17 protein-coding genes and 1 pseudogene are annotated in these 23,606 nt (G+C 31.6%); 7 read left to right on the forward strand and 11 right to left on the reverse strand.

Going from position 1 to position 23,606, the window contains the following annotated elements; translation table 11 throughout:
* Window positions 1-64 precede the first annotated feature (64 nt).
* A complete protein-coding gene (locus ACM55G_RS10095; RefSeq protein ID WP_416843799.1) occupies window positions 65-1,993 on the reverse strand; it encodes a BatA domain-containing protein in 1,929 nt (642 codons plus the stop codon).
* A 181-nt stretch (window positions 1,994-2,174) separates the two neighbouring features.
* On the opposite strand from ACM55G_RS10095, the gene ACM55G_RS10100 reads away from it, so the two are divergent.
* Window positions 2,175-3,287 carry a lactonase family protein gene (locus ACM55G_RS10100; RefSeq protein WP_416843800.1) on the forward strand — a complete coding sequence of 371 codons (1,113 nt, stop codon included), beginning with the start codon at window positions 2,175-2,177 and terminating at the stop codon, window positions 3,285-3,287.
* Window positions 3,288-3,345: 58 nt separating this feature from the next.
* Here ACM55G_RS10100 and ACM55G_RS10105 read toward each other — a convergent pair whose 3' ends face one another.
* From ACM55G_RS10105 to ACM55G_RS10130, 6 genes and pseudogenes are all read right to left on the reverse strand, one after another.
* The gene (locus ACM55G_RS10105; RefSeq protein WP_416843801.1) at window positions 3,346-4,698 is read right to left on the reverse strand and encodes a DEAD/DEAH box helicase; all 1,353 of its coding nucleotides are present in this window, start codon (window positions 4,696-4,698) and stop codon (window positions 3,346-3,348) included.
* A 180-nt stretch (window positions 4,699-4,878) separates the two neighbouring features.
* Window positions 4,879-5,295 carry a response regulator transcription factor gene (locus ACM55G_RS10110; protein ID WP_416843802.1) on the reverse strand — a complete coding sequence of 139 codons (417 nt, stop codon included), beginning with the start codon at window positions 5,293-5,295 and terminating at the stop codon, window positions 4,879-4,881.
* 600 nt (window positions 5,296-5,895) lie between these two features.
* Window positions 5,896-7,167 (reverse strand): YaiO family outer membrane beta-barrel protein, encoded by a 1,272-nt coding sequence (locus ACM55G_RS10115; RefSeq protein ID WP_416843803.1) that lies wholly within the window; start codon window positions 7,165-7,167, stop codon window positions 5,896-5,898.
* Between the two features lie 4 nt (window positions 7,168-7,171).
* Window positions 7,172-8,599 (reverse strand): glycosyltransferase family 2 protein, encoded by a 1,428-nt coding sequence (locus ACM55G_RS10120; protein WP_416843804.1) that lies wholly within the window; start codon window positions 8,597-8,599, stop codon window positions 7,172-7,174.
* Entirely contained in the window at window positions 8,596-9,504 is a 909-nt protein-coding gene (locus ACM55G_RS10125) for a HEAT repeat domain-containing protein (protein WP_416843805.1), read from the reverse strand. Before ACM55G_RS10125 ends, ACM55G_RS10120 begins: the two co-directional genes overlap by 4 nt.
* 476 nt (window positions 9,505-9,980) lie before the next feature.
* Window positions 9,981-10,247, reverse strand: a pseudogene (locus ACM55G_RS10130) (DUF2400 family protein); the annotation flags it as partial.
* Window positions 10,248-10,310: 63 nt separating this feature from the next.
* Here ACM55G_RS10130 and ACM55G_RS10135 point away from each other — a divergent pair.
* The 4 genes from ACM55G_RS10135 (at window position 10,311) to ACM55G_RS10150 (ending at window position 19,493) form a co-directional block, all read left to right on the forward strand.
* A complete protein-coding gene (locus ACM55G_RS10135) occupies window positions 10,311-11,096 on the forward strand; it encodes a TIGR02757 family protein (protein WP_416843806.1) in 786 nt (261 codons plus the stop codon).
* A gap of 872 nt (window positions 11,097-11,968) precedes the next feature.
* Window positions 11,969-16,309 (forward strand): CusA/CzcA family heavy metal efflux RND transporter, encoded by a 4,341-nt coding sequence (locus ACM55G_RS10140; RefSeq protein WP_416843807.1) that lies wholly within the window; start codon window positions 11,969-11,971, stop codon window positions 16,307-16,309.
* Window positions 16,310-16,412: 103 nt separating this feature from the next.
* The gene (locus ACM55G_RS10145) at window positions 16,413-18,257 is read left to right on the forward strand and encodes a heavy metal translocating P-type ATPase (protein ID WP_416843808.1); all 1,845 of its coding nucleotides are present in this window, start codon (window positions 16,413-16,415) and stop codon (window positions 18,255-18,257) included.
* Window positions 18,258-18,320: 63 nt separating this feature from the next.
* Entirely contained in the window at window positions 18,321-19,493 is a 1,173-nt protein-coding gene (locus ACM55G_RS10150) for an efflux RND transporter periplasmic adaptor subunit (protein WP_416843809.1), read from the forward strand.
* Window positions 19,494-19,811: 318 nt separating this feature from the next.
* Here the strand turns inward: ACM55G_RS10150 and ACM55G_RS10155 are convergent, their stop codons facing one another.
* On the reverse strand, window positions 19,812-20,474 hold the full coding sequence (locus tag ACM55G_RS10155) for an ABC transporter ATP-binding protein (protein WP_291246788.1): 663 nt from the start codon (window positions 20,472-20,474) through the stop codon (window positions 19,812-19,814).
* 199 nt (window positions 20,475-20,673) lie between these two features.
* Between ACM55G_RS10155 and msrA the strand changes: the two genes are divergently transcribed.
* Entirely contained in the window at window positions 20,674-21,216 is a 543-nt protein-coding gene (gene msrA, locus ACM55G_RS10160; RefSeq protein ID WP_416843978.1) for a peptide-methionine (S)-S-oxide reductase MsrA, read from the forward strand.
* A gap of 39 nt (window positions 21,217-21,255) precedes the next feature.
* Window positions 21,256-21,555, forward strand: a complete 300-nt coding sequence (locus ACM55G_RS10165; protein ID WP_416843810.1) for a hypothetical protein — start codon at window positions 21,256-21,258, stop codon at window positions 21,553-21,555.
* 8 nt (window positions 21,556-21,563) lie between these two features.
* On the opposite strand, the gene ACM55G_RS10170 is transcribed toward ACM55G_RS10165, so the two are convergent.
* The 3 genes from ACM55G_RS10170 to ACM55G_RS10180 form a co-directional block, all read right to left on the reverse strand.
* Entirely contained in the window at window positions 21,564-21,866 is a 303-nt protein-coding gene (locus ACM55G_RS10170) for a DUF6787 family protein (RefSeq protein ID WP_416843811.1), read from the reverse strand.
* Between the two features lie 32 nt (window positions 21,867-21,898).
* The gene (locus ACM55G_RS10175; RefSeq protein WP_416843812.1) at window positions 21,899-22,333 is read right to left on the reverse strand and encodes a DUF6146 family protein; all 435 of its coding nucleotides are present in this window, start codon (window positions 22,331-22,333) and stop codon (window positions 21,899-21,901) included.
* A 195-nt stretch (window positions 22,334-22,528) separates the two neighbouring features.
* Window positions 22,529-23,479: a D-2-hydroxyacid dehydrogenase gene (locus tag ACM55G_RS10180; protein WP_416843813.1), complete on the reverse strand. Its 951-nt coding sequence runs from the start codon at window positions 23,477-23,479 to the stop codon at window positions 22,529-22,531.
* Between the last annotated feature and the right edge of the window lie 127 nt (window positions 23,480-23,606).

Raw genomic sequence — 23,606 nt, forward strand, 5'->3', positions numbered from 1 at the left:
TTTACGACCAAATTACGGTCATGCTCATTTCATGTTGATTTTTTAATTATTTGACCTTCGTTTTTTACTTTACGAATCGTATAATTGCCATTTCGGTTATTAGAAATAACAGTGCAAAGATAAGAAACCATTTCCAAATTTGATTATCGGTTCTGTCAGTTTGTAAAGTGTCAAAAAATGTAGTTACTGAATCGATTGTTTTATAATTAGAAAGGAGATTTTCATTGGCTGTAGCCAAATCACTTTCGGTTCTATTATAATTAAAACTGATGTTTTCTATCCACTCTTTTTTATTGTAAATACTATAATTCCCAGCTTGTTCCGGATAATCATTGAAAATCAGTCGCACTTTATTATTCAAAATTTGTTGAATAGGAATAAATTGTTCGTCTGAACCTTTAACCGTTAAAATATCATCTTTGTTTAAAGAAACATCTGTCAGATGTGGAGTACTGTTTCCTATTATCAAAGCACTTATGGCATTGTTTTGATTGCTCATCGCCATTTTATAAAAGGTTGGTACAATCAATGGCGATTGTTGGAAGTTTGAATTTGCCGTGTTAATTGGTGCTGAAAAAATAAAAACTGCAGCAACCGAATTGGCTAATGAAGTTAGGAAAATACTTTGGTCTTCATAGGATAAAGCGGCAGGACTTGAGCTGGATAAACCAAATGAACTTTTTGTCTTTGGATATTGAAAATTAGTGACTTTATTTTCGAAAACAGTGTTGAATATGGGATGATTAAAATTGATTTTTGTAATCAGTTTTTCTTTATTTTCCAAAGCATTGAATTTTAGGTTTCCAAAATTCATCAAAAATGAATTCAAATTAGCAACCGAAGCCACAGCCGAAGGAATCACAATTAAATCCCCGCCTTTTTCGACAAAAGATTTTAAAGTGGTTTGAAGCGCTTGTGGAATTTCATCCAATTCATTTAAAATAATCATATTTTGCTCTTCCAATTTGTTGTAATCCAGTACCCCTAAAGTATAATTATTAAAATTGAATTCCTCATTGGTATAAATTCGAGAAAGAAAGTTGCTTTTTTCTAGTTCGCCAATGCTGATGATATTAGTTTTTTTTGTTTTTGAAATGCTAAAAAATAAAGTGTTATCATAACTTAAGCCATTATCAACTATGGAAACATATCCATGAAAAGCTTGTTTTGGAATCGTAAAAGTCAGCGTTTTTTTCTGTGGGTCTAATGCTACGATCGTCTTCGCAATAAGCTTTTTGTCATTATATAAAGAAATAGGAATTGGATAGAAATTTTCGCCATAAGCGGATAATTGGACACTGATTTCATAAAAATTATCGAGTGTTTTATTCATGAAAACGCTGTCAATGGAAACGTTGTTTTTTTGTTCTGCTTTTGGGATTATGAATTGCGAAGGATTAGTTGCGTCACTATTTTTTAATTGTTTTTTATCAAGTCCTATAGCGTCCGTAATGATAATAATGTCTTTTTTAAAAGCCGATTTATGCGCTTTTATTTTTGTCATTATATTGTCCAACTGAAAAGGAGCAGCGCTATATTTAAGGTTTTGTAAAGAACTTCGAACCGATTTTATATCCGTGTTCCAATAATTTTCAGAATTAGTAAGCAAAGAAAAATTTACATTTTCTGGTGTTTCTTCCAGTAATTCCTGAACCGCTCGTTTTAGCAATTCGCCTTTTTTTCCTTTGGCTTGCATACTAAAGGAATTATCCAAAACAATATACAATTCATTAGTGGCGTTTTTACTGTCTTTTGAATCCAAAAAAGGTTGCGAAAATGCTATAATAATACAAGTAAGCAATAATAAACGACAGGCGAGGAGCAACCATTTTTTGATTTTGGAGCTTTTTCTGGTTTGTATCGAAAGTGTTTTTAAGAAACGAACATTTGTGAAATATTCTTTTTTGAAACGGCGCAATTGAAATAAATGAACCAAAATTGGTACAATCAATAAGAATAGAAAGTATAAAATTTCGGGATGTTTAAAGTGCATTTTTATTTCAATTTTACTTCACTGGATTATATTTTCAATGGAGTTCATTGAATTTAGTATTCAAAAATACAAATTAGTTGACAGTTTTGTTTGAAGTTGGTATAATTTTTCATATCAAAAAACAATTGACATTGATTATAAAATATTTATGTATTTTAGCTTTTCAATAAAATTTAAAAACATGAAAAATTCGTATGTTGTTCTTCTTTTAATTTTCATTTTAACAAGCGTGCAAGCACAAAAAAACAAATTCAATTTGCTAATAGGAACTTATACTAACAGTTGTGAGAGTAAAGGAATTTACACCTATGATTTTGATGCAAATATGGGTGGTTTTAATCTTATAAATACTACTGATAATGTTGTAAACCCAAGTTATTTGACCGTTTCGAAAAATAATAAGTATGTTTATTCAGTAAATGAAAATGGAGCTGAAAGTACGGTAAGTTCTTTTGACTTTAATCCTTCAAGTGGAAAATTAAATTTAATTAACAAACAAAGTTCCAAAGGAGCGGATCCTTGTTATATTATTAATGATGATAAAAATGTAATTGTTGCCAATTATTCGGGGGGAAATATTTCAGTTTTTGGTAAAAACACCGATGGGAGTATTGCTGAAGCTAAGCAAGTAATACAGCATTACGGAAAAGGAATTAATGTACAAAGACAGAAAAGTCCGCACGTGCACATGGTTTATTTTTCTCCAGATAGAAAGTTTATTTTGTCTAATGATTTAGGGAATGATAAAGTGTATTCTTACCAATACAATCCGAACGCTGAAACGGAAATTTTGAAAATTAAAGATAGTATTTCAGTGAAATCAGGAAGTGGACCAAGACATCTAACGTTTAGTAAAGACGGAAAGTTTGTTTATTTATTGCAAGAATTAGACGGAGCACTTACAGTTTTCAGTTATTCAAATGGACTATTAAAAAAAATAGACGAAACTACCATTTTAGCTAAAGATTTTAAAGGAACTTTCAGTTCTGCGGACATTCATATTTCGCCTGACGGAAATTTTTTATATGCAACAAACAGGGGTGAAGCAAATAGTATTTCAATTTTTAAAATTCTAAAAAACGGAAAATTACTATCGAAAGGACAAATGAGTACTTTGGGAAAAGGACCTAGGAATTTTGCGATTGATCCCACTGGAAAATTTCTTTTGGTAGCGCATCAATATTCGAATGATGTAGTTGTTTTTAAAAGAAACTTAACTACAGGAGCGCTTACTGATACGGGCAGAAGAATAGCTTTGTGTTCTCCGGTTTGTTTGGTTTTTACAAAGCATTAAACTTAAAAATGAAAAAAAAAGGCTAAAAACGAGTCTCATTTTTAGCCTTTTAAATTTTTTATTTATTCTTGTCTTTTCTCTTTTTATCTCTGGTTTTTAGCATATTTCTATTCACAGAGCCGTGTGTTTTTTTCTTGGTAACACCTGGCCCACCTAAATTGACTTTCTTATTCTTTTTACTTTTCTCTTGAAAAGCTCCATCGCCTTCAAGTTTTTGTTTTTTCATCATAAACTTAATCGGCTGTCTGTCTTTTTCAGGTTCGATTAATTTCGATGATAATTCTACTGTTTCAGGGAAAGGTTCAGTTTCCAACTCCATATTCATCAGCACTTCTATTTCCACTTTGGATTCTTCTTCACGAGGTGCGATAAGACTTATTGCTGTTCCTGTTGCATCGGCACGACCAGTTCTACCAATTCTGTGCATATACAATTCAGGCATTTCAGGCATTTCAAAGTTGATAACATGCGTGATATTAGAAATATCCAAACCTCTTGCCATAATATCGGTGGTAATCAAGCCCCGTAAATTTCCTTCTTGAAAGGAAGCCATTGTACTTAAACGATAATTTTGAGATTTATTCGAGTGAATTACACCAAACTGACCTTCAAAATCCTCTTCGATACGTTCGTGAACCATATCAGAAATCTTCTTATTATTAACAAATACCAAAACACGACTCATGTCTTCGTTGTTTTGCAATAAGTGTTTTAGAAGGTTTATTTTGGTATTGAAATTTGGAACTTTATAGCTAATTTGTTTGATATTTTCCAATGGAGTTCCTGATGCCGAAAGCGTAACTTCTTGTGGATAATCAAAATAATCATTCAAAATAGCATCTACTTCATCGGTCATAGTTGCCGAAAATAAAATGTTTTGACGTTTTTTTGGCATCATGGCCAAAATAGATGTCAATTGGGTACGGAAACCTAAATTAAGCATTTCATCAAATTCATCGATTACAAGCTTTTGCATTTCTTCAAAACGAATCACATTATCTAGCGTTAAATCCATGATTCTTCCTGGAGTTCCCACTAGGATGTCACAACCTTTATAAACGGTTGTTTTTTGAGTATTAATGTTGACACCTCCAAAAATACCAACGGTACGTACTGACATGTATTTTGTCAGTTTTTCTACTTCTTCCACGACTTGCACTACAAGCTCACGCGTAGGAACTAAAATTACTATTTTAGGGGTATGTCCTGGAGTAAATTTATATAGTTTTAATAAAGGTAATAAGTAGGCAAATGTTTTACCAGTACCGGTTTGTGCAATTCCCATCATGTCTCTTCCTGACATTATTACAGAAAAAGTTTTTTCCTGAATAGGAGTAGGTGTTGTAAATCCTAAATCGTCTATTGATTTTTGTACTGATTTAGGGAGATTGAATTGTTCGAAGGTACTCATTTGCTTACATTTTATGCAAAGATAGTCTTTTTGAAAGGAATGATATAATTCGTAAGAGAAGTCACTTGTATTTGTGGATTAATTTATAAATCCAACTTTTATCAGTTTTTTAAATTCTTTCAATGAGAGAATCTACTGTTTTTATTTTTAACTTTAAATCGGCCTTTCAAACCAAGTATATTATGCACTTATGGTAGTTTTCATAGTATGTTGAAATATTTCATTTCTATCAAATATTCGTTTTACTCTAATTTTCAACTCATTTGGATTGAATGGTTTCGATACAAAATCATCAGCACCCAGGTTGAATGCTTCCAATACTGTTCCTTCTTCTTCGCCCATTGAGGATACCACAATAACAGGAATATGGATGAAATTTTCTTTTACACAACTAATTACTTCTAATCCAGATTTAAAAGGGAGTATAACATCTGTAATCACCATATCAGGATTCATTGAATTTAATTTTTCGATACCTTCGATACCGTCTTTAGCAATTGTCAATTCGTATCCTTCTTTTCTCAGAATGAATTCTAAAATTTTTACCATTAAAATATCGTCTTCAATTACTAATATTTTTTTTATGTTATTCGTCATTTTGGGGGCGTTTTATATGAGATAACTATTATTTGTTTTGTTTTTTTTACAAGTTTGTACTGCTTTTAATTAGTTGTTTTATTTTTTTAATTATAAACCTGTAAAATCTATTTAAGCTGCTATAATTATTTTACTTAAAATATAAGTGTTTGAATTTGTCAACAAATTTCTCTATCAAATATAACTAAATAAAACGCGTTTAATCGACTAAAAGTCAATTTAATCGCTTAAATGTATTTTATTTTTAATAAAAGAAAGTTTATTCTTATAAAAAAATATTTCTTTATAAGAAGATAGTACGCTTTAAATTATAAGAATAGTTTTTTGCGCTAAATCAAATTAGTTGATAGGAGTAAAAGGAGAAGATTTTCTTTTAACCGATTTGTGATTGAATTGCTATTTACTGGTGTGTCTTTTAAATTTAAAATACCAAAAAAACAGAAGCTCAGGTTACAAAATGGCGAATCTTATTTTTGTGTGTCCTGACAACCAATAAATTGAATTTTTAATTTCTGCTTTTTTAGATATCAGAATATCAGGTTCAGTTAAGTTGAAGCGAAATAAAAAATCTAATAAACTAAAGTACTTTTTATATATATTCTAGAATTTATATTGCAGCATCAAGGCGAGTTCCAGTTCGGTTTGTTTTAAATCTGGAGCATATTCTTGATTATTTAGTGTTAATTGAATACCAGTTATATAATGATCATTGAATAATTTAAAATATCCTCCGCCAATGCGATAAGAATTTAGAGAAATTCTTTGTTCATATTGGCCTAAAGTTGATCTTTCATCTGGAGAAGATCCATAACCAGCGCTAAAGGATGCATAATCAAAGCGTGTGTCGAAATAATATCTAGTGTTTAGCGTGAAGGCAGGATAAAGATTGTTTTGGTCACTTTGTATATAGGATTTAAGATTAATCCAAAACGAACCAACATATTTTCCAATTCCCATAACTACGGTCGTAAATTCAGTATCTTGAGTTTTTACATATCGAATTCCCATATCAGCTTCCCATCCTTTTTTAAAGTTTTGAAAAAAAGAATAGCCGAGTTTTAATTTTGGAAAAACTGGATTTTCACTGTAAGCCATTCCAAGATAGGAATAGTTATTTTTTCCAGTAAAAAGATACGATTCCGCTTCATATTGGACGCCATCAATAAGACTTTTTCCCGAAGCGTATCTGTTTGAATAATTAACTCTACCAATCAAAGAACCCCAATTGCGTTGTCTAATATATTGCAAGCTACCTAAATGCCATGGGCCATACGCTTTCCTGTTAAATGTTGTATAGCTATAATTAATTCCAATTCTTTCCGAATTGTTTTTAGTGTCTAAGTTAAAAACACGTTGTTTTAATTCGGAATCATCAGGATATTTTAATTGTAAAATTTTTAAATAATCAAATTCTTTTTTGTCGTCATTTTGAGATTGGTAAATCGTCATTTTATTATAATCAAAAGCCTTGTTTTCTGGATGTGCTTCGATTGCTTTGTTAATCAAAATTTCGGCTTCCCTGTATTTTTTTTCTTCTAAATCCATATTTATTAGATAAGAAAAAGCCTCTTCGTATTTTGGGTTTCTTTCAATTACATAATTATAATAAAATCTAGCACTATCCCTTTTTTGGGTTAATTGATAAATCCTTCCTGATAGCAAATAGAAATCCAAATAATCGGGCGCCAGTTTAATTCCTAATTGTGATTTCTTTAAAGCTAATTTGTAGTTTCTAGTTTTATATGCATCATGGAGGGCTTCAGTCAATAGGCTATCAGTATCAATTTTTTGTGCAAAAACAGTATAGTTTGAGAGTGTTCCTGAATATAGTAATACAATGAGTAGTGTTCTAATGATATTTTTTTGAATCATATTTTTAATTTTTTTTTTCAATATTAAAACCTTGTCTTTCCATGTTTCCCCATGCTTGTTCTTTCTGTCTAAAAAAATGATAATACCCTTTTAATGAGGCGTAAACGTTTACTGGGTGATAGAATATAGGTTCTATAATTGCAGTTAAAATGAGGATGAATATTTCTTTCATACTGGAATAATGCTTGTATAAAAGATCATCCAATAAAATAGATATTATCGTGATATTAAGATAAAAAAAATAAACTGCCAAAGTTAAGTACAAGAATAATTCATAATTAACATCCAGAAATATAAAGGATAGTATTAAAACGATAATTCCAATTAGCTCTAAAATGGGGACCAAAAATTCGAAAGTAAAAAAATAAGGAAAAATAAGAAAAGCAGTTCTTCCGTATTTTGGATTAAAAAAAACATCCTTATGTAGATTAAGTGTCTGAATTAGGCCTCTTGCCCATCGTACACGTTGTCGGATCAATATTTCTCTGGTTGCTGGTACTTCAGTCCAACACAAGGATTCTGGGATGTATTTTACTGCAAAATCAAGTTTTTTCTCATACATATATTTTCTCATTCGCGTGATAAGCTCCATATCCTCACCTAAAGATTTATGCCAATAGCCACCAGCTTCAACAGCTATTTCCTTGTCAAACATCCCTAAACCCCCTGAAACCAACAATAAACTATTTAATTGACTCCATGCCATTCTACCAAAAAGAAAGGCTCGCACATATTCAAGTTCTTGAAATCTGGGATACCAGCCTTTTGGGAAATGAACTTTAACAAGAAACCCCTCTTTTACCTCACAAGAATTTGAAATTCGGATACCCGCTCCTGTTGCGATGACTCTTCTTTCACTTTCTATAAAAGGCTTTGCTAATTTTATTAGAGTATCATTTTTTAATATACAATCAACATCTGTGCATAGGAATAAAGGATATTTAGTTGAATTTATTCCGGCATTTGATGCGTCAGCTTTACTTTTTCCATTTTCTTTATCAACAACCAAAAGTTTCGAATATATAGGATTAGTTGATTTATAATGTCCTCTTACAGTTTTAGTTGGAATTTTTTCCTGATAATAAAAATCTACTTTAATTAATTCAAATTCCTTAATAAGCTTTTCTAAAGTATCATCACTACTACCATCGTTAACCAATACCACTTCATATTTAGGATAGTTTAAGGATAGTAAAGATTTTACGTTAAAAACCACATTTGCGCCTTCATTAAATGCGGGAGCTACTACCGAAACTCCAGGAATATAATTGGATCTTAGAAGAACATCATCGTGAATAAAGTATTTTGCGTTAATATGTTTTTTTATGGCAAAATAAGATAGTAAAGCCAATAGGATATAAAAAATGATATATGTTATTGAAAAAACAGCGACAAACAGTTCATAGTCTTTTAATAGCTCTTTTAACATCATATTGAAGGGATTTTTACATGTTTTATCATTTTTTTTATCTCTGGATTTTCAATAAATTTATTTTCAAAGTAAACTGAATTCATTTTTGAAAGACTATACACAGCTTTCAGTTTGATGTCAGAATCAATGGACTTTGTTAAAAGACTTGCGATGAATTGTTCTGATTCCTCGCTGCCTATTGAAGCTAATGTGTTTAAAATTTCGATTTTATTTTTTTTGTCTTCTTTATCAAATTGTTCAATCAAAATTTTTTCGGTATCAAGTATAAATAATTGTCTCACAGCAACTATAACCTCGTGTCTTATTTTTTCATCTACGGATTTTAGATGATTTAAAATGGCTTGAGTTTCGTTTGTATAATTATAATATGACATTAATTTTATTCCTAATTTTACAATCGAAGGATTTTTTGATTGAATCCAATCTTTTAATTTTGTAGGAATTGGTAGCTTTTTTTGATGAACAATATTCATCAAATTTATTTCTCCTGCTAAAAGAATTAAGTTAGGGTAATCTAATAAAAGATTTAAATTCTCTGGTTGCAATGAAATCAATGTTAAATAAGCACTTGAATTTAGGGTTTTGTTTTTATGATTTAAAAAAGGGGTTACATAATTTTTTCCTTTATTGTATTCTAGTGCCTCTAAATGATACATACCAAGGCAAATCAAATATTTTTTTTTACTTTTTAAAAGCGAACGAGTGTGGTTAAATAAATCAAATTGCTCATAAATAAAATGTGAAGTATTTGTTATGTCACCCTTTAAATTGCGTTTTAAAAAAATAATTCTATTCAATATGATTTTTTTACACCATTTTTTTTTAAAAGGAATTTCTTTTTTAAAATCGTTAATTTTTGATGCTAGTTCAACTTCGTCATAAGAGGAAAAAATCAAAGAAGTCAAGAAATCCTCAGCTTTAGTCTTGACTATGTTTATTTTAGGAACAGCTAAATGATACAAGAATTTGTTTAGGATAAGTATCGAAATTAATATCAGAAAAAAAAGTATCAAAAGAAATAAAATGATACTAATAAAATAGTGTTCCATTTCGTAGAAAGAGTTAAAATTAAGACTTTTATATAACTAATCAAATTGTATTGGTTAAGAAGTACTAAAAACAAAAGATAGAAATAAATAATCAAGTCTGGTATTATGGGTTTTTATATTCATTTTAGCGTTTTAGTTTAAAAAACCACCAATTTTAGTCTGACATGATTAGTACTAATCTAATCTGAATAAGTAAGGTGTTTATTACCAAATAATTGAATTGTTTTTATAAAGATATTTATTCCTTTTAAATAAAAAGCTATTTTATATTTTATTTAAAAGGAATAAATATGAAATAACTAAAATGTTTGAAAATAAAGAGCTTTAACTAGTTAAAAATTCTCAAAAACCCCTAATACAAATAACGCAAAATCATATTTTACGGGATCAATTGGATCAAATTTACGGAGTTTTAAATCCAATTCGGCTAATGCTTTTTCATCATTTTGTTTTTTGGTCAGTATTCCTAATTTTCGTGCAACGTTACCGGAATGCACATCCAAGGGACAGGATAATGAAGCTAGTGAAATACTTTTCTATATTCCTATATGTACTCCTTTATTGTCTTGGCGAATCATCCACCTTAGGTACATGTTTAAACAGGTAATTAAGGTAGTATTAAATTAATTACTTATTTAGCTTAAATTTGCAATAAATAAAGGATGAGTAAAGAAATGGTTAAATTAAGTAAAGAAGAATTAAAAGATTTTTTGGATGCCAAAGTACTTCAATATAATACGATTGATTTTATAAACCCAGACCCTATTAGTGTGCCTCATCGATATTCTTTAAAAGAAGATATTGAGATAGCTGGTTTTCTTGCCTCAACTATTGCATGGGGAAATAGAACGATAATTACAAAAAACGGGCATCGAATGATGGACTTACTAGGTGATTCACCTTATGATTTTGTAATGAACCATAACGATTATCAACTGGAACGATTGGAAGGATTTGTACATCGAACGTTTAATTCTGTTGACTTTATGCATTTTATTAAAGCACTAAAATACATCTACAATAATAAAGGTGGGCTAGAAGCTATCTTTGATTCTTATCAAACAGAAGATTCTTTACAGCCAGCTATTTATGAACTTCATAAAGCCTTTTTTGAAATTCCTCATTTGGACAGAACCCGAAAACATGTGGCAAATCCATCTAAGGGCTCAGTTTCGAAGAGGATCAATATGTATTTGAGGTGGATGATTAGAGATGATAATAAAGGGGTTGATTTTGGCATTTGGAAAACTATATCACCTTCTAAATTAGCATGCCCATTGGATGTGCATTCCGGTAACGTTGCACGTAAACTTGGTTTACTGACTCGAAATCAAAATGATTCTAAAGCCCTAAATGAACTAGATTTCAACTTAAGGCTACTTGACCCAACCGACCCTGTAAAATATGATTTTGCTCTCTTTGGATTGGGGATTTTTGAAGGATTCTAATTTTAGCTTTTATATAAATTCACATCAAGACCTCAGGGTATGAAAATTAGAAAAATGATCTTTTTTTGTAAGTAAGTGATATTTAATTTATTAGTTTTTTTATTCAAAATGAATTTTAAAGGTTTCTTAACTATTTCTTGAGTGTTTTCCTCACTCCTTACAATCTGTGTATTGTTTTAAATAATTAGATTAAAATGAATATGGTATACTTATATCAAAAGTTGTTCATAAGTGAAATGTGATGAAAATAACTCAGCATATTTTTATGATATAAAATTTCATATCGATAAACTCAATTCTTTTTAGAATACAATACAAAGATTTTAAATATTAAATAAAAAATCCTATTTTTACATTCGTGAAAAAATCAATTGCCATATCACTCCTATTTATTTTTTTGTGTACTAACACTGAAATGGGGCAATTGTTGAAATTACCCAACTTAATCCATCATTATATTGAACACGAAGAGAACAATAACAGTATTTCTTTTGTCGATTTTTTGAATATACATTACAACAAAAATACAGATCATTCGGGTAATAATAAACACGATCACCAAAACCTGCCATTTAAAACAGTCTGTTGCCATTCGGTTAATACCATTATTGCTTTTGAAAATCAAACGTTTTTTTCCCTTAGAAAAATAATTTTAATTACTTCAAAAATTAAAATTCCCTTTTGTAAACAAATTTATTCTTCTTTTGCTTTTACAAATATCTGGCAACCGCCCAAATTATTTTAATGATTCTTTAATGTAGTTCTGTAATTAGAAATTTTATAAATTTTCCTAATTACTGCATTATCTTTTACTAATAGTATTTGCTTTTTGCAAAATGCTTTTGGTTATAATTTCATTAATCTTACTAATTATGTTAAATAAAATCATAGAATTTTCAATCAAAAACAAACTTATCGTTGGTCTTTTCATTGTTGCTCTTATAGGATATGGGAGTTACCAATTTACCAAATTACCAATCGATGCAGTTCCTGATATTACGAATAATCAGGTACAATTAATCACTTCTGCGCCATCACTGGGCGCAACTGATATAGAAAGACTGATTACTTTTCCAATTGAACAAGCCAATAGTAATATTCCTGGACTCAAAGAAATTCGTAGTTTCTCTCGTTTTGGTTTATCAGTTGTAACGATTGTTTTTAATGATGATACGGATGTGTACTGGGCAAGACAACAAGTTACTGAACGATTAAGTGCTGTTAAAGACCAAATACCAAAAGGCATTGGTGATCCATTTTTGGCCCCAGTGACAACAGGACTGGGCGAAATTTACCAATATGCTGTCCGAACCAAACCCGGTTACGAAAAAAAATATGATATAACCGAATTAAGAACCATTCAGGATTGGATTGTTCGCCGTCAATTATTAAGCGTTGAAGGTGTCGCAGAAGTTAGCAGTTTCGGTGGAAAATTGAAACAATTTGAAATTGCCATAGATCCTAATAAATTGCAATCGTACAATATTACAATTGCTGATGTTTTTACAGCGTTAGAAAAAAACAATCAAAATACGGGTGGTGCTTATATTGAAAAAGGGCCTAAAGTTTTATACATCCGAAGTGAAGGATTAATTAATACTATCGAAAATATAAAAGACATTTCTATTAAAAATAGTAATAGCGAAAGCCCCTTATTCATTCGTGATGTAGCTGATGTTCGTATTGGTAGTGCTATCCGATATGGTGCAATGACTTTTAATAAAAAAGGAGTGCAATCCGGCGAAGTTTCGGGAGCAGTAGTAATGATGTTAAAAGGAGCCAACAGCAATGTGGTTATTAAAAACATTAAGGAGCGTATTACACAAATCGAAAAAACATTACCTGAAGGCGTTATTCTGGAACCTTTTCTAGACCGAACCAAAATGGTAAATAATTCCATTTCAACGGTAGAAAAAAACTTATTAGAAGGGGCATTAATAGTCCTCTTTGTTTTAATCTTCTTTTTAGGAAACATAAGAGCAGGATTAATTGTTGCCTCAGTTATTCCTTTAGCAATGTTAATAGCAGTCATATTGATGAATGTGTTTGGGGTGAGCGGTAATTTAATGAGTTTAGGAGCATTAGATTTTGGATTGATTGTAGACGGTGCCGTTATAATTGTAGAAGCCTGCTTGTTTAGTTTGCACAGCAGAAAAGCTTCTCAAATATCACAGCAAGAAATGGACAATACCGTATTAAAAACGTCTATAAAAATGCGTAATGTATCCGTTTTTGGGGAATTAATTATATTGATAGTATACATTCCCATTTTTACTTTGCGTGGTATTGAAGGAAAAATGTTTCTACCAATGGCACAAACTATTGCATTTGCATTATTTGGTGCTTTTATATTGTCACTGACTTATGTTCCAATGATGACCGCTTTATTTTTGAATAAAAATATATCCCACAAAAAAACTTTTTCAGATAGAATGATGGAAAAATTAGAAAATTTCTATCAACCCCTTCTAAATAAAGCATTAGGAATTCCTCGAACAATTATTGCTGCAATTTTGGGTTTATTTGTTTTAGCGCTGATTACACTTTCGTTTATGGGTGGCGAATTTATGCCCTCATTGGAAGAAGGTGATTTTGCAGTAGAAACCAGAGTTTTACCAGGAAGCAATCTACAAACTTCTATGACTGCCATTTCACAAGGTGCAAAAATACTAATAGAAAAATTTCCAGAAGTAGAGAAAATTGTAGGCAAAACTGGAAGTAGTGAAGTTCCAACCGATCCAATGCCTATTGATGCCAGTGATATGATGGTGATTTTAAAAGACAAAAGCGAGTGGACTTCTGCCACAACTTTTGATGAATTATCAGCAAAAATGGCAAAAGAATTAGAAGCCGTTCCAGGCGTTTCTTATGGTTTTCAATACCCAGTTCAAATGCGTTTCAATGAGCTGATGACAGGAGCAAGACAAGATGTAGTGTGCAAAATATTTGGCGAAAATTTAGACACACTGGCATTATATGCGAGCAAATTAGGCAAAGTAATTAATACTGTTGAAGGAACTTCCGACCTTTATGTAGAAACAGTTACCGGAATGCCTCAAATTGTGATCAATTACAATCGAGCGACAATTGCACAATATGGCTTGAATATCGAAGATATTAATCGAATAGTAAACACCGCATTTGCAGGACAAAGCACAGGAGTTGTTTATGAAGGGGAAAAACGGTTTGATTTAGTAGTTCGCTTAGAAGGCGAAAAGCGAAAAGATTTATCGGATGTTCAAAATCTATTAATCCCTGCATCAAATGGAACACAAATTCCTTTATCACAATTAGCAAAAGTTGAAATTACCGAAGGGCCTAATCAGATACAAAGAGAAGATGCTAAACGCAGAATTGTAGTTGGTTTTAATGTTCGTGATCGTGATGTTCAAAGTATCGTGAAAGAATTGCAAGGAAAAGTCGAAACCAAAATAAAATTTCCGGCGGGTTATTATCCTACTTATGGTGGTGCTTTTGAAAACTTAAATGAAGCCAAAACCCGTTTAATGATTGCAGTTCCCATATCATTGATATTAATATTTATTTTGTTATATTTTGCTTTTAATTCAGTAAAACAAGGTTTATTGATTTATTCAGCCATTCCACTTTCGGCAATTGGAGGTATTTTCTTTTTAGCATTGCGTGGAATGCCTTTTAGTATTAGTGCAGGAGTTGGTTTTATTGCCTTATTTGGTGTAGCGGTTCTAAACGGATTAGTATTGATTGCAGAATTCAACAGCATACGAAAATCGGGTGAAACCGATCTAAAAGCGATTGTTTTACAAGGAACTAAAATACGTTTACGCCCAGTTTTAATGACTGCATTTGTAGCATCATTAGGGTTTTTACCTATGGCATTAAGCAACGGTTCTGGTGCAGAAGTACAAAAACCTTTAGCAACTGTGGTAATTGGCGGTCTGTTGATTGCCACGTTTTTAACTTTATTTGTTCTACCAATTTTATATATCATGTTTGAAAAAGGAATTAATTTAAAACCAAAAAAGATAAAATCAATTACAACAATCATGGTATTGGGACTGTTTTTTTCTTTTCAAAATGCAGATGCTCAGGAAAAAATTTCAATAGCGAAAGCTATTGAAACGGCTCTTTCAAATAATATCAAAATTAAAAATGGAAAACTAAATTCAGAGTATTTGCAACAAATGACTAAAACAGGCTATGATATTTACAACACGGGAATTATTGGCGAATACGGTCAATTTAACAGCAATGTAAATGATGTGAAAATTGGTATTTCGCAAAGCATAAAATTTCCAACCGTTTACAAAAGACAGAAACAACTTTTAATTGAAGATGCTAAAATGGGCGAATGGAATGAAGCATTACAGAAAAAAGAATTGACCAAAAAAGTAACAACTGTGTTTTACGAAATGATTTATCTAAAAGAAAAGGAAAAATTATTACTAAAAAGTGATAGTATCTATTCCGAATTTTTAAGAAAAACAGCGCTCCGTTTTGATAAAGGCGAAAGTAATATATTAGAAAAAGCAACAGCTGAAAACCAATCTGGACAAATAAAAATTCAACTTCTGGAATTACAAAATGATTATAAAATAATACAATCGCAATTCAAGTATTTACTTAATACTGACAAAGACTTTATCCCAGTTTCAGATAAATTTAAAATAGATTTTGCTGAAAATTCAAATAAAAGTGCTATTGGAAATCAACCCAGTATAAAATTATTTGAGCAAGAGGTAAATAGCAGCAAAGCGGAAATTTCACTTGAAAAATCTAAAAAATTACCCGAATTAATAGGTGGTGTTTTTTACCAGACTTTCAAAACAAACACTGTATTTCAAAACAGTTATAATGGTGTTTACGGACAATTTGGAGTGGCAATTCCGTTATTCAATGCGGCAATAAATAATAAGAAAAAAGCATTAGAGATAAACACCCAAATTGCCGAAAATAATTTAAATAATGAAAAACTAAAATTAGAAATCAAGAATCAGGAATTAGTCCAAGAATATAAAAAACACAAAGAAACTATCGCCTATTACGAAAGTCAAGCCTTGAAAAATGTTGATTTGGTAACCAAAGCTGCTAATGATAAATTTATCAATGGTGACATTAATTATCTGGAATGGGTAATGCTCATTAATCAAAGTACAGAAATTCAAAGAGATTATATTGAGGCCGTTAGAAAATTGAATATAAGTGTGATTGAAATCAATGCATTAACTAATTAAAATAGTTTAATTATGAAATGAGCATGATTGCAATTGGGGTCGCAAGCGCCAATGATGATATGCGAATTACATATGACCGATAAAAAACAATAAATATCAACATATGAATTATACGCAAACCTTTTTTTCGCGACAGTTCCTTTGGGAAATTGTACGGATCATAACAGTGGGAATAGCCTGTTTATTATTTTATTTTGATGTTATTCCAATGCCTATTTTGATTGTCGCAATGGCTTTCGGTCTTTATTCATTAGTAAAAACTGCGGTACTGGATATCATAAAAGAAAGAAAAATAGGTACCGAATTGTTTATAACCATAGCGGTAATAATTTCAGTTCTTGGCAAAGAATATTTAGCTGGTGCTGTTGTGCTTATGATAATCCTTATTGCAGAATATATCGCAAGTGCAAGTACTGAAAAAGCAAGATCGTCTATTAAAGAGTTGATTGGTTCAGTTCCAAAAACGGCAATAGTAAAAAAAGACAATCAGGAATCCTTAGTACAAATAAGCGATTTAAAAATTGGCGATATTGTTATGGTAAAAGCCGGAGAAAAAATCCCTGTTGATGGTAAAGTAATTGGCGGATCCGGTTCGGTGAACCAGGCGCCAATAACAGGCGAAAGTGTTCCGCAAGAAAAAACAGTTAGAAGTGAAGTATTTGCCGGAACCATACTGGAATTAGGTGCGCTCGATATAGAAATGACTAAAGCAGGATTAGACACCGTTTTTTCGCGTATTATAGCCTTGGTGGAAGAGGCCGAAAGCCAGCAAGCACCTATTGAAAAATTCACCGATAAAGTGGCTTCTTGGCTTATTCCGGTGGTATTTATTTTTGTTGGTACGGTTTACTTTTTTACCCGTGATGTCAAACTGGTAATTGCATTGCTGATTTTTACTTCCCCTGCCGAATTAGGCTTGGCAACTCCGCTTGTGACCATAACGGCAATTGCCCGGGCCGCGAGAGAAGGAATTTTGATAAAAGGAGGATTGTTTTTAGAAGAGCTTGCTAAAGTATCTACCATTGTTTTTGATAAAACAGGCACACTAACCATTGGAAGCCCTACTGTGAATAGCGTTGAAATATTAGATCCTGCTTATAATGAAAACCAATTGGTTCAATTTGCTGCATCCGTTGATCGCCGTTCCAGCCATCCATTAGCAAAAGCAATCTTAAGCTATGCCGATAAATTAAAACTTACTTATGGCGAGCCTGAAAATTTCGAGGTGGTAAAAGGGCGGGGTGTTTCGGCAAAAATAGATGGCAAATCAGTTTTATTAGGAAACAAGCTCTTTATGGAAGAAAGTAAAGTGACGGTGTCGAAATCCTCAGAAAGTAATACCGATACTGCTATTTATCTTTCAATTGATACTAAATTGGTGGGTATCTTTTATATAACAGATGCGATACGCGAAGGTGCAAAAGAAATGATTGAAGGTTTAAGAAAAAGTGGTATTCAAAACATAATTATGCTTACCGGTGATAATCCTGAAACTGCCAAGCATATTGCCAATCAGATCGGCATTACCGATTTCAGAGCCAATTTATTGCCCGAAGACAAAATCAATATTATCAAAGAACTGCAAAAAGACGGTTCTAAAATTGCAATGGTGGGCGACGGCATTAATGATGCCCCTGCTTTAGTCCAGGCAAATATAGGTATCGCAATGGGTACGATGGGAACCGAAGCAGCAATGGAAGCAGCCGATATCGTTCTGATGCAGGATAACTTGGTGAAAATCGCCAAGGCTCGTGCTATTAGTAAAAGAGCCTATCGAACCATTCGCGAAAATATTTTTGTAGGGGTTGGTGTCGTTCATGTAATTGGAATTACCCTTGTCTTGCTTAAAATAATTGGACCTATTGAGGCGGCAGCTATTCATTTGCTTCCTGACACTTTAGTCTTTATTAATTCCATAAAACTCCTTCGCATTACGATTGATGCCTAGCCGATTAGCAATGGCAATGAAATTTTAAAAACAAACATTATCTTACTATTCAAAATAAATAAAATGAAATCGCAGATTCACAAATACCAAAATAAAAATACAATCATGTGTAAAAATAGAATCCTTACCATACTGGCAATAATATTGCTTTCTTCGTGTGGAGATAAGAAAACGGAAAGCGAAACAGAAGCTAATCCAACTATCGAAAACACGACAACTCTTACCGATGCACAAATAAAAAATGCAGGTATTGAAACTGGGAAAATCGAGCAAAAACAAATTTCATCTGTCTTAAAATTAAATGGTAAAATAGATGTTCCACCTCAAAATTTAGTTTCCATAAGTGTGCCGATGGGTGGTTATTTAAAATACACTAAACTTTTAGAGGGAATGTATGTAACCAAAGGACAAGTATTGTGCGTCGTAGAAGACCAGCAATACATTCAATTGCAGGAAGATTACCTTTTGGCGAAAGCAAAAATAGGGTACGCAAAAGCCGAATTCGAAAGACAAAAAGAACTCAACCGAAGCAAAGCCAGCAGCGATAAAGTATATCAACAAGCACAATCAGAATACAATTCACTATCGGTAATGGTACAATCGTATGGAGAGAAATTAAAATTCGCAGGGATAAATCCAATTAATGTTTCTACCAAGAATATTTCAAAAAGCATTAATATTTATTCGCCAATAAGCGGTTATGTATCTAAAGTAAACGTAAATATTGGCAAGTATGTAAACCCAAGCGATATTTTATTCGAGATTGTAAATCCATCTGATATTCATTTGGCATTGACTGTTTTCGAAAAAGACATCAATAAATTGACTATTGGCCAATCAGTTATATCCTATACAAATACCAATCCTGAAAAAAAATATCATGGCAAAATTATTTTAATCGGTAAGGATTTTTCAGAAAACCGAAGCACTGAAATACACTGCCATTTTATAAATTATGATAAAACACTTTTACCGGGAATGTATATGAATGCCGAAATAGAATTAAAAAGCCAGCAATCAAATGTGTTGCCATCTGATGCTATTGTGAATTATGAAAAGAAGAATTATATTTTTGTTTCTAAAGGAAACAAGCAATTTGAAATGAAGGAAATCACAATTGGAACTATTGAGAACGGATTTACGGAAATTATTTCAAATAATCATTTAAAAGAGGCGAATATTGTGATTAAAGGGGCATATTCGCTTTTAATGAAAATGAAGAATGTGGAAGAATAAAAACGTGAATTTACAGTATAGACAGAAAATGATTTTTTAAATTAATTACTATAACTTACGTTTTCTAAAATATTTAGGGACATAAAATAATAAAAATATAACTAGAATTATGAGTAAGATTTCCATTGTAGATTTTTTTTAGTTTGGCAAATGTAAAACTATAAATTATTAATTCAGCTTATAACTAATTAGGATAGCCCGGATTACTTCACTTTATTTCTATTTTCATAGGAGTTCAGTGAACTTCTTTTGCAGTGGAAATCCTTTTACTTTTTCTTTAAAAAGCAAAAGATTGCAACGTATAACTGGAAATAACTCCTAATTACTAATCAATCCATCTACCATTACTAATTTTCTATCGGCCATATTTGCTAATTCTTCATTGTGAGTTACAATCACGAAAGTTTGTCCCAATTCATCACGTAATTTAAAAAATAATTGGTGCAGGTTTTCAGCAGATGCGGTATCTAGATTTCCCGAAGGCTCATCGGCAAAAATGATTGCGGGTTTGTTGATTAACGCTCTTGCAACTGCCACACGTTGCTGTTCTCCGCCTGAAAGTTCATTGGGTTTGTGGTTCATACGATGTGAAAGGCCAAGATAGGTTAGTAGTTTTTCGGCTTCTATTTCAGTTTCCACTTTGGATTTATTGGCAATAAAAGCGGGAATACAAACATTTTCCAATGCCGTAAATTCAGGTAATAATTGATGAAATTGGAAAATAAAACCCAAATTTAAATTTCTGAATTTAGACAGGTTTTTGTCGTTCATAGTCAGAATATCTTCGTCATTAATACGTAATTCGATTCCGTTTTCAACTGTAGGTTTGTCTAAAGTTCCAAGAATTTGCAAAAGTGTTGTTTTCCCGGCACCAGAAGCACCTACGATCGAGACAATCTCTCCTTTTTGAATATGTAAATCAACGCCTTTCAGCACATGTAGTTGATCGTAATATTTATGTAGATTTTTTACTTGTATCATTTTGAAACTATTTTCACAAAGTAACAAAGATTTTAATGATTATTAAATGGTTCACAATATATTTTCCCTTCAAAAATTATAAACTTTAGTTAATACGGATTAATCACTTCCAATTATTAGATTAAATTTGGTTTTAGATTATTGGTTATAATAAACCAAAATTATTTTTTTTGTAAACGAAATAAACTAATAAATGGAAATGGAACAAGAAATGGAAGTTGCCACTTTTGCCGGCGGTTGTTTTTGGTGTACGGAAGCAGTTTTTTTAGAATTAAATGGAGTGAAAACGGTGGTTTCGGGATATATAGGCGGAGATACAATAAATCCAACTTATGCGGCTATTTGCAATGGAGACACGGGTCACGCTGAGGCTATTCAAATTACTTTTGATCCCAGTAAAATAAGTTTTGGTGAACTGTTGGAAATATTTTTCGCAACGCATGATCCCACTACTTTGAACCGCCAAGGAAATGATGTTGGTACACAATACCGAAGCGAAATTTTCTATAATGATGAAAATCAGAAAGATTTAGCCGAAGCGTATATTGCTTTGATGACTAGAGAAAATACGTTTGGTGAACCAATTGTTACTGTCGTTTCACCAGCTACAATATTTTATGAAGCCGAGGATTATCATCAAAATTATTACAATCAAAATAAATTGCAAGGATATTGCAGTTATGTAATTACGCCAAAAGTAGAAAAATTGAAGAAGATTTTCAAAGACAAGCTCAAAAATTAATTGGCATTAGATTTGTACAAATAGTTCTAAAACAGAATAATGGAAAAAGTACAAATTGGCAAAACAGATAATAAAAGAAGAAATCTTTTTCTGGGGATATTATTTGATACCATAGGAATGTTATCGTTTACGGTACCATTTATTGGAGAATTCTCCGATGTGGTTTGGGCTCCCATTGCCGGTTATTTAATGACAACAATGTATAAAGGAACGGTTGGGAAAGTGGGTGGAGTAGTTACTTTTCTGGAAGAAATCTTGCCATTTTCGGATTTTATTCCCACATTTACGTTGACTTGGATTTATAATTATTGGATAAAAAAAAAAACGCTTCATAATTGAAGCGTTTTTTATTCTTTAAAAACAAATCCGAATCCCATTCGTTTTAGCATCTTTTTTTCGAATGCCCAAAAGAATTTGAATTGTCCGAAAACAAATCCGATCGAGACTAAAAGTACTTGGTATATTGGAAAAATTAATAATAGTCTAACAGGAGTGAACCAATAACCTAAGTCTGATTTTGTAATTCCCAGCCAAAAACAAAATGGTTTTGATAACCAAGCTGAAGCCGAACCAGTAATTGCAAAAACTATAAATATAATTGTGAGTTGGAAATTGGTCTCAATTCCCCAACGTTTTTTTAAATCGCTCATTTTTATTTATAATGATTACAAATATAGTGACATTATCTTGAGGGAACAGTACCAAAGAGTCTTTGTTTGTAGGTATTTTGAAAATAAATAAAGTAATTATAAATCAAATAGTTCACTTCATAACCATAATCAATGTTAGAATCATAGTTAATACTCATTTCATAAAGATTAGGATCATATCGTTGTGGTTGTAAAACACGGCTGTTCCACTCGCTAACGTAAAATTGATTTTTGTTTTCTAAGTAAGTTCGGGAATGATACCCTCTAGGAAAAGCTCTTGAATAAAGCCAAGTGCTAAAACCAGGGTCTATGATTATGACTTCATATTGGAGTTCATCATTGGCAATTCTAACAGTGTCACTTTGAGTAGGAATTGTTTTATCTGTTTTTGAAAAAGGGGATGTTGAAGTTTTACAACTATAAAGGGAAACTAAAATAATTGCAAGTATGTAAAAACTATTTTTCATGATGAAAAAATGAATTATAAAGTTACAAAATAAATAATTCGGTATAGTTTTATTTTAAAAATTTAATTTTCAATCAGTTGATATTGATACTATTCTTTTAAACAGTGCGAATATACATTAGAAACTAAATTAAATAGTAAAAGGGATTTTTTGAACAATGTCAATGAATCCCTTTTACTATTTAATACAAAAATACTAGCCTAATATACTAATAATTTGTGAAGCTAATTCAGTACCAATTCTGTCTTGTGCTTCTCCTGTTGCAGCTCCAATATGTGGAGTCATTGAGATTTTATGGTTCATCAAAATAGTCATTTCCGGAGTTGGCTCGTTTTCAAAAACATCCAATCCAGCGAACAATACTTTTCCGCTGTCTAATGCTTTTACTAATGCAACTTCATCAATAACACCACCACGCGCACAGTTTACAATACCTACGCCGTCTTTCATGATAGCTAATTCTTTCTCCCCAATGATGTAACCATCTTGAGCAGGAACGTGTAATGTTATGAAATCAGCTTCTTTGAATAAAGATTCCAATGTTTGAGAAACGATAGTTGTTGTGATAGATTGACCGTCAAAAAAATCAACTTTAACGTCAACTTGTGGGATAAACATATCAGCAGCAATCACTTTCATTCCTAAACCTAATGCCATTTTAGCAGTAGCTTGACCAATACGTCCAATTCCTACAACACCAAGAGTTTTTCCTCTTAACTCAATTCCGTTTGCGTATGCTTTTTTCAAACCTTCAAAGTTTGTATCTCCTTCAAGAGGCATATTTCTGTTCGAGTCATGTAAAAAACGTACGCCAGAAAATAAATGTGCAAAAACTAGTTCTGCTACTGATTCTGATGAAGAAGCAGGAGTATTGATTACGTGAATTCCTTTGCTTTTAGCATAGTCCACATCAATATTATCCATACCTACACCACCACGACCAATAATTTTTAATCCTGGGCATGCGTCAATGATATCTTTACGAACTTTGGTAGCACTACGCACCAAAACAACGCTTACATTGTTTTCATTTACAAAGTTAGCCACTTGTTCTTGTGCTACTTTTGTAGTTATAACTTCAAATCCCCCTTTTTCTAAAGCTAGAATTCCACTTTTAGAAATTCCGTCATTGGCTAATACTTTCATTTATGTTTTATATTTAAAGATTGAAAAATTAAATGATTTAAAGATTCAATCAGGATTTTTTAATTTTAAAGTATAATTTTAATTGAAAGATTCACTAATTTAATTTTTTTAATTATTAAATCTTCAA

The sequence above is a fragment of the Flavobacterium algoriphilum genome (assembly GCF_048158655.1).
Taxonomy (GTDB): domain Bacteria; phylum Bacteroidota; class Bacteroidia; order Flavobacteriales; family Flavobacteriaceae; genus Flavobacterium; species Flavobacterium algoriphilum.

Coding starts and splice junctions, on each gene's coding strand:
- ACM55G_RS10095 (WP_416843799.1), bottom strand. CDS start 1,993: ATGCACTTTAAACATCCCGAAATTTTATACTTTCTATTCTTATTGATT.
- ACM55G_RS10100 (WP_416843800.1), top strand. CDS start 2,175: ATGAAAAATTCGTATGTTGTTCTTCTTTTAATTTTCATTTTAACAAGC.
- ACM55G_RS10105 (WP_416843801.1), bottom strand. CDS start 4,698: ATGAGTACCTTCGAACAATTCAATCTCCCTAAATCAGTACAAAAATCA.
- ACM55G_RS10110 (WP_416843802.1), bottom strand. CDS start 5,295: ATGACGAATAACATAAAAAAAATATTAGTAATTGAAGACGATATTTTA.
- ACM55G_RS10115 (WP_416843803.1), bottom strand. CDS start 7,167: ATGATTCAAAAAAATATCATTAGAACACTACTCATTGTATTACTATAT.
- ACM55G_RS10120 (WP_416843804.1), bottom strand. CDS start 8,599: ATGATGTTAAAAGAGCTATTAAAAGACTATGAACTGTTTGTCGCTGTT.
- ACM55G_RS10135 (WP_416843806.1), top strand. CDS start 10,311: ATGAGTAAAGAAATGGTTAAATTAAGTAAAGAAGAATTAAAAGATTTT.
- ACM55G_RS10140 (WP_416843807.1), top strand. CDS start 11,969: ATGTTAAATAAAATCATAGAATTTTCAATCAAAAACAAACTTATCGTT.
- ACM55G_RS10145 (WP_416843808.1), top strand. CDS start 16,413: ATGAATTATACGCAAACCTTTTTTTCGCGACAGTTCCTTTGGGAAATT.
- ACM55G_RS10150 (WP_416843809.1), top strand. CDS start 18,321: ATGAAATCGCAGATTCACAAATACCAAAATAAAAATACAATCATGTGT.
- ACM55G_RS10155 (WP_291246788.1), bottom strand. CDS start 20,474: ATGATACAAGTAAAAAATCTACATAAATATTACGATCAACTACATGTG.
- msrA (WP_416843978.1), top strand. CDS start 20,674: ATGGAACAAGAAATGGAAGTTGCCACTTTTGCCGGCGGTTGTTTTTGG.
- ACM55G_RS10165 (WP_416843810.1), top strand. CDS start 21,256: ATGGAAAAAGTACAAATTGGCAAAACAGATAATAAAAGAAGAAATCTT.
- ACM55G_RS10170 (WP_416843811.1), bottom strand. CDS start 21,866: ATGAGCGATTTAAAAAAACGTTGGGGAATTGAGACCAATTTCCAACTC.
- ACM55G_RS10175 (WP_416843812.1), bottom strand. CDS start 22,333: ATGAAAAATAGTTTTTACATACTTGCAATTATTTTAGTTTCCCTTTAT.
- ACM55G_RS10180 (WP_416843813.1), bottom strand. CDS start 23,479: ATGAAAGTATTAGCCAATGACGGAATTTCTAAAAGTGGAATTCTAGCT.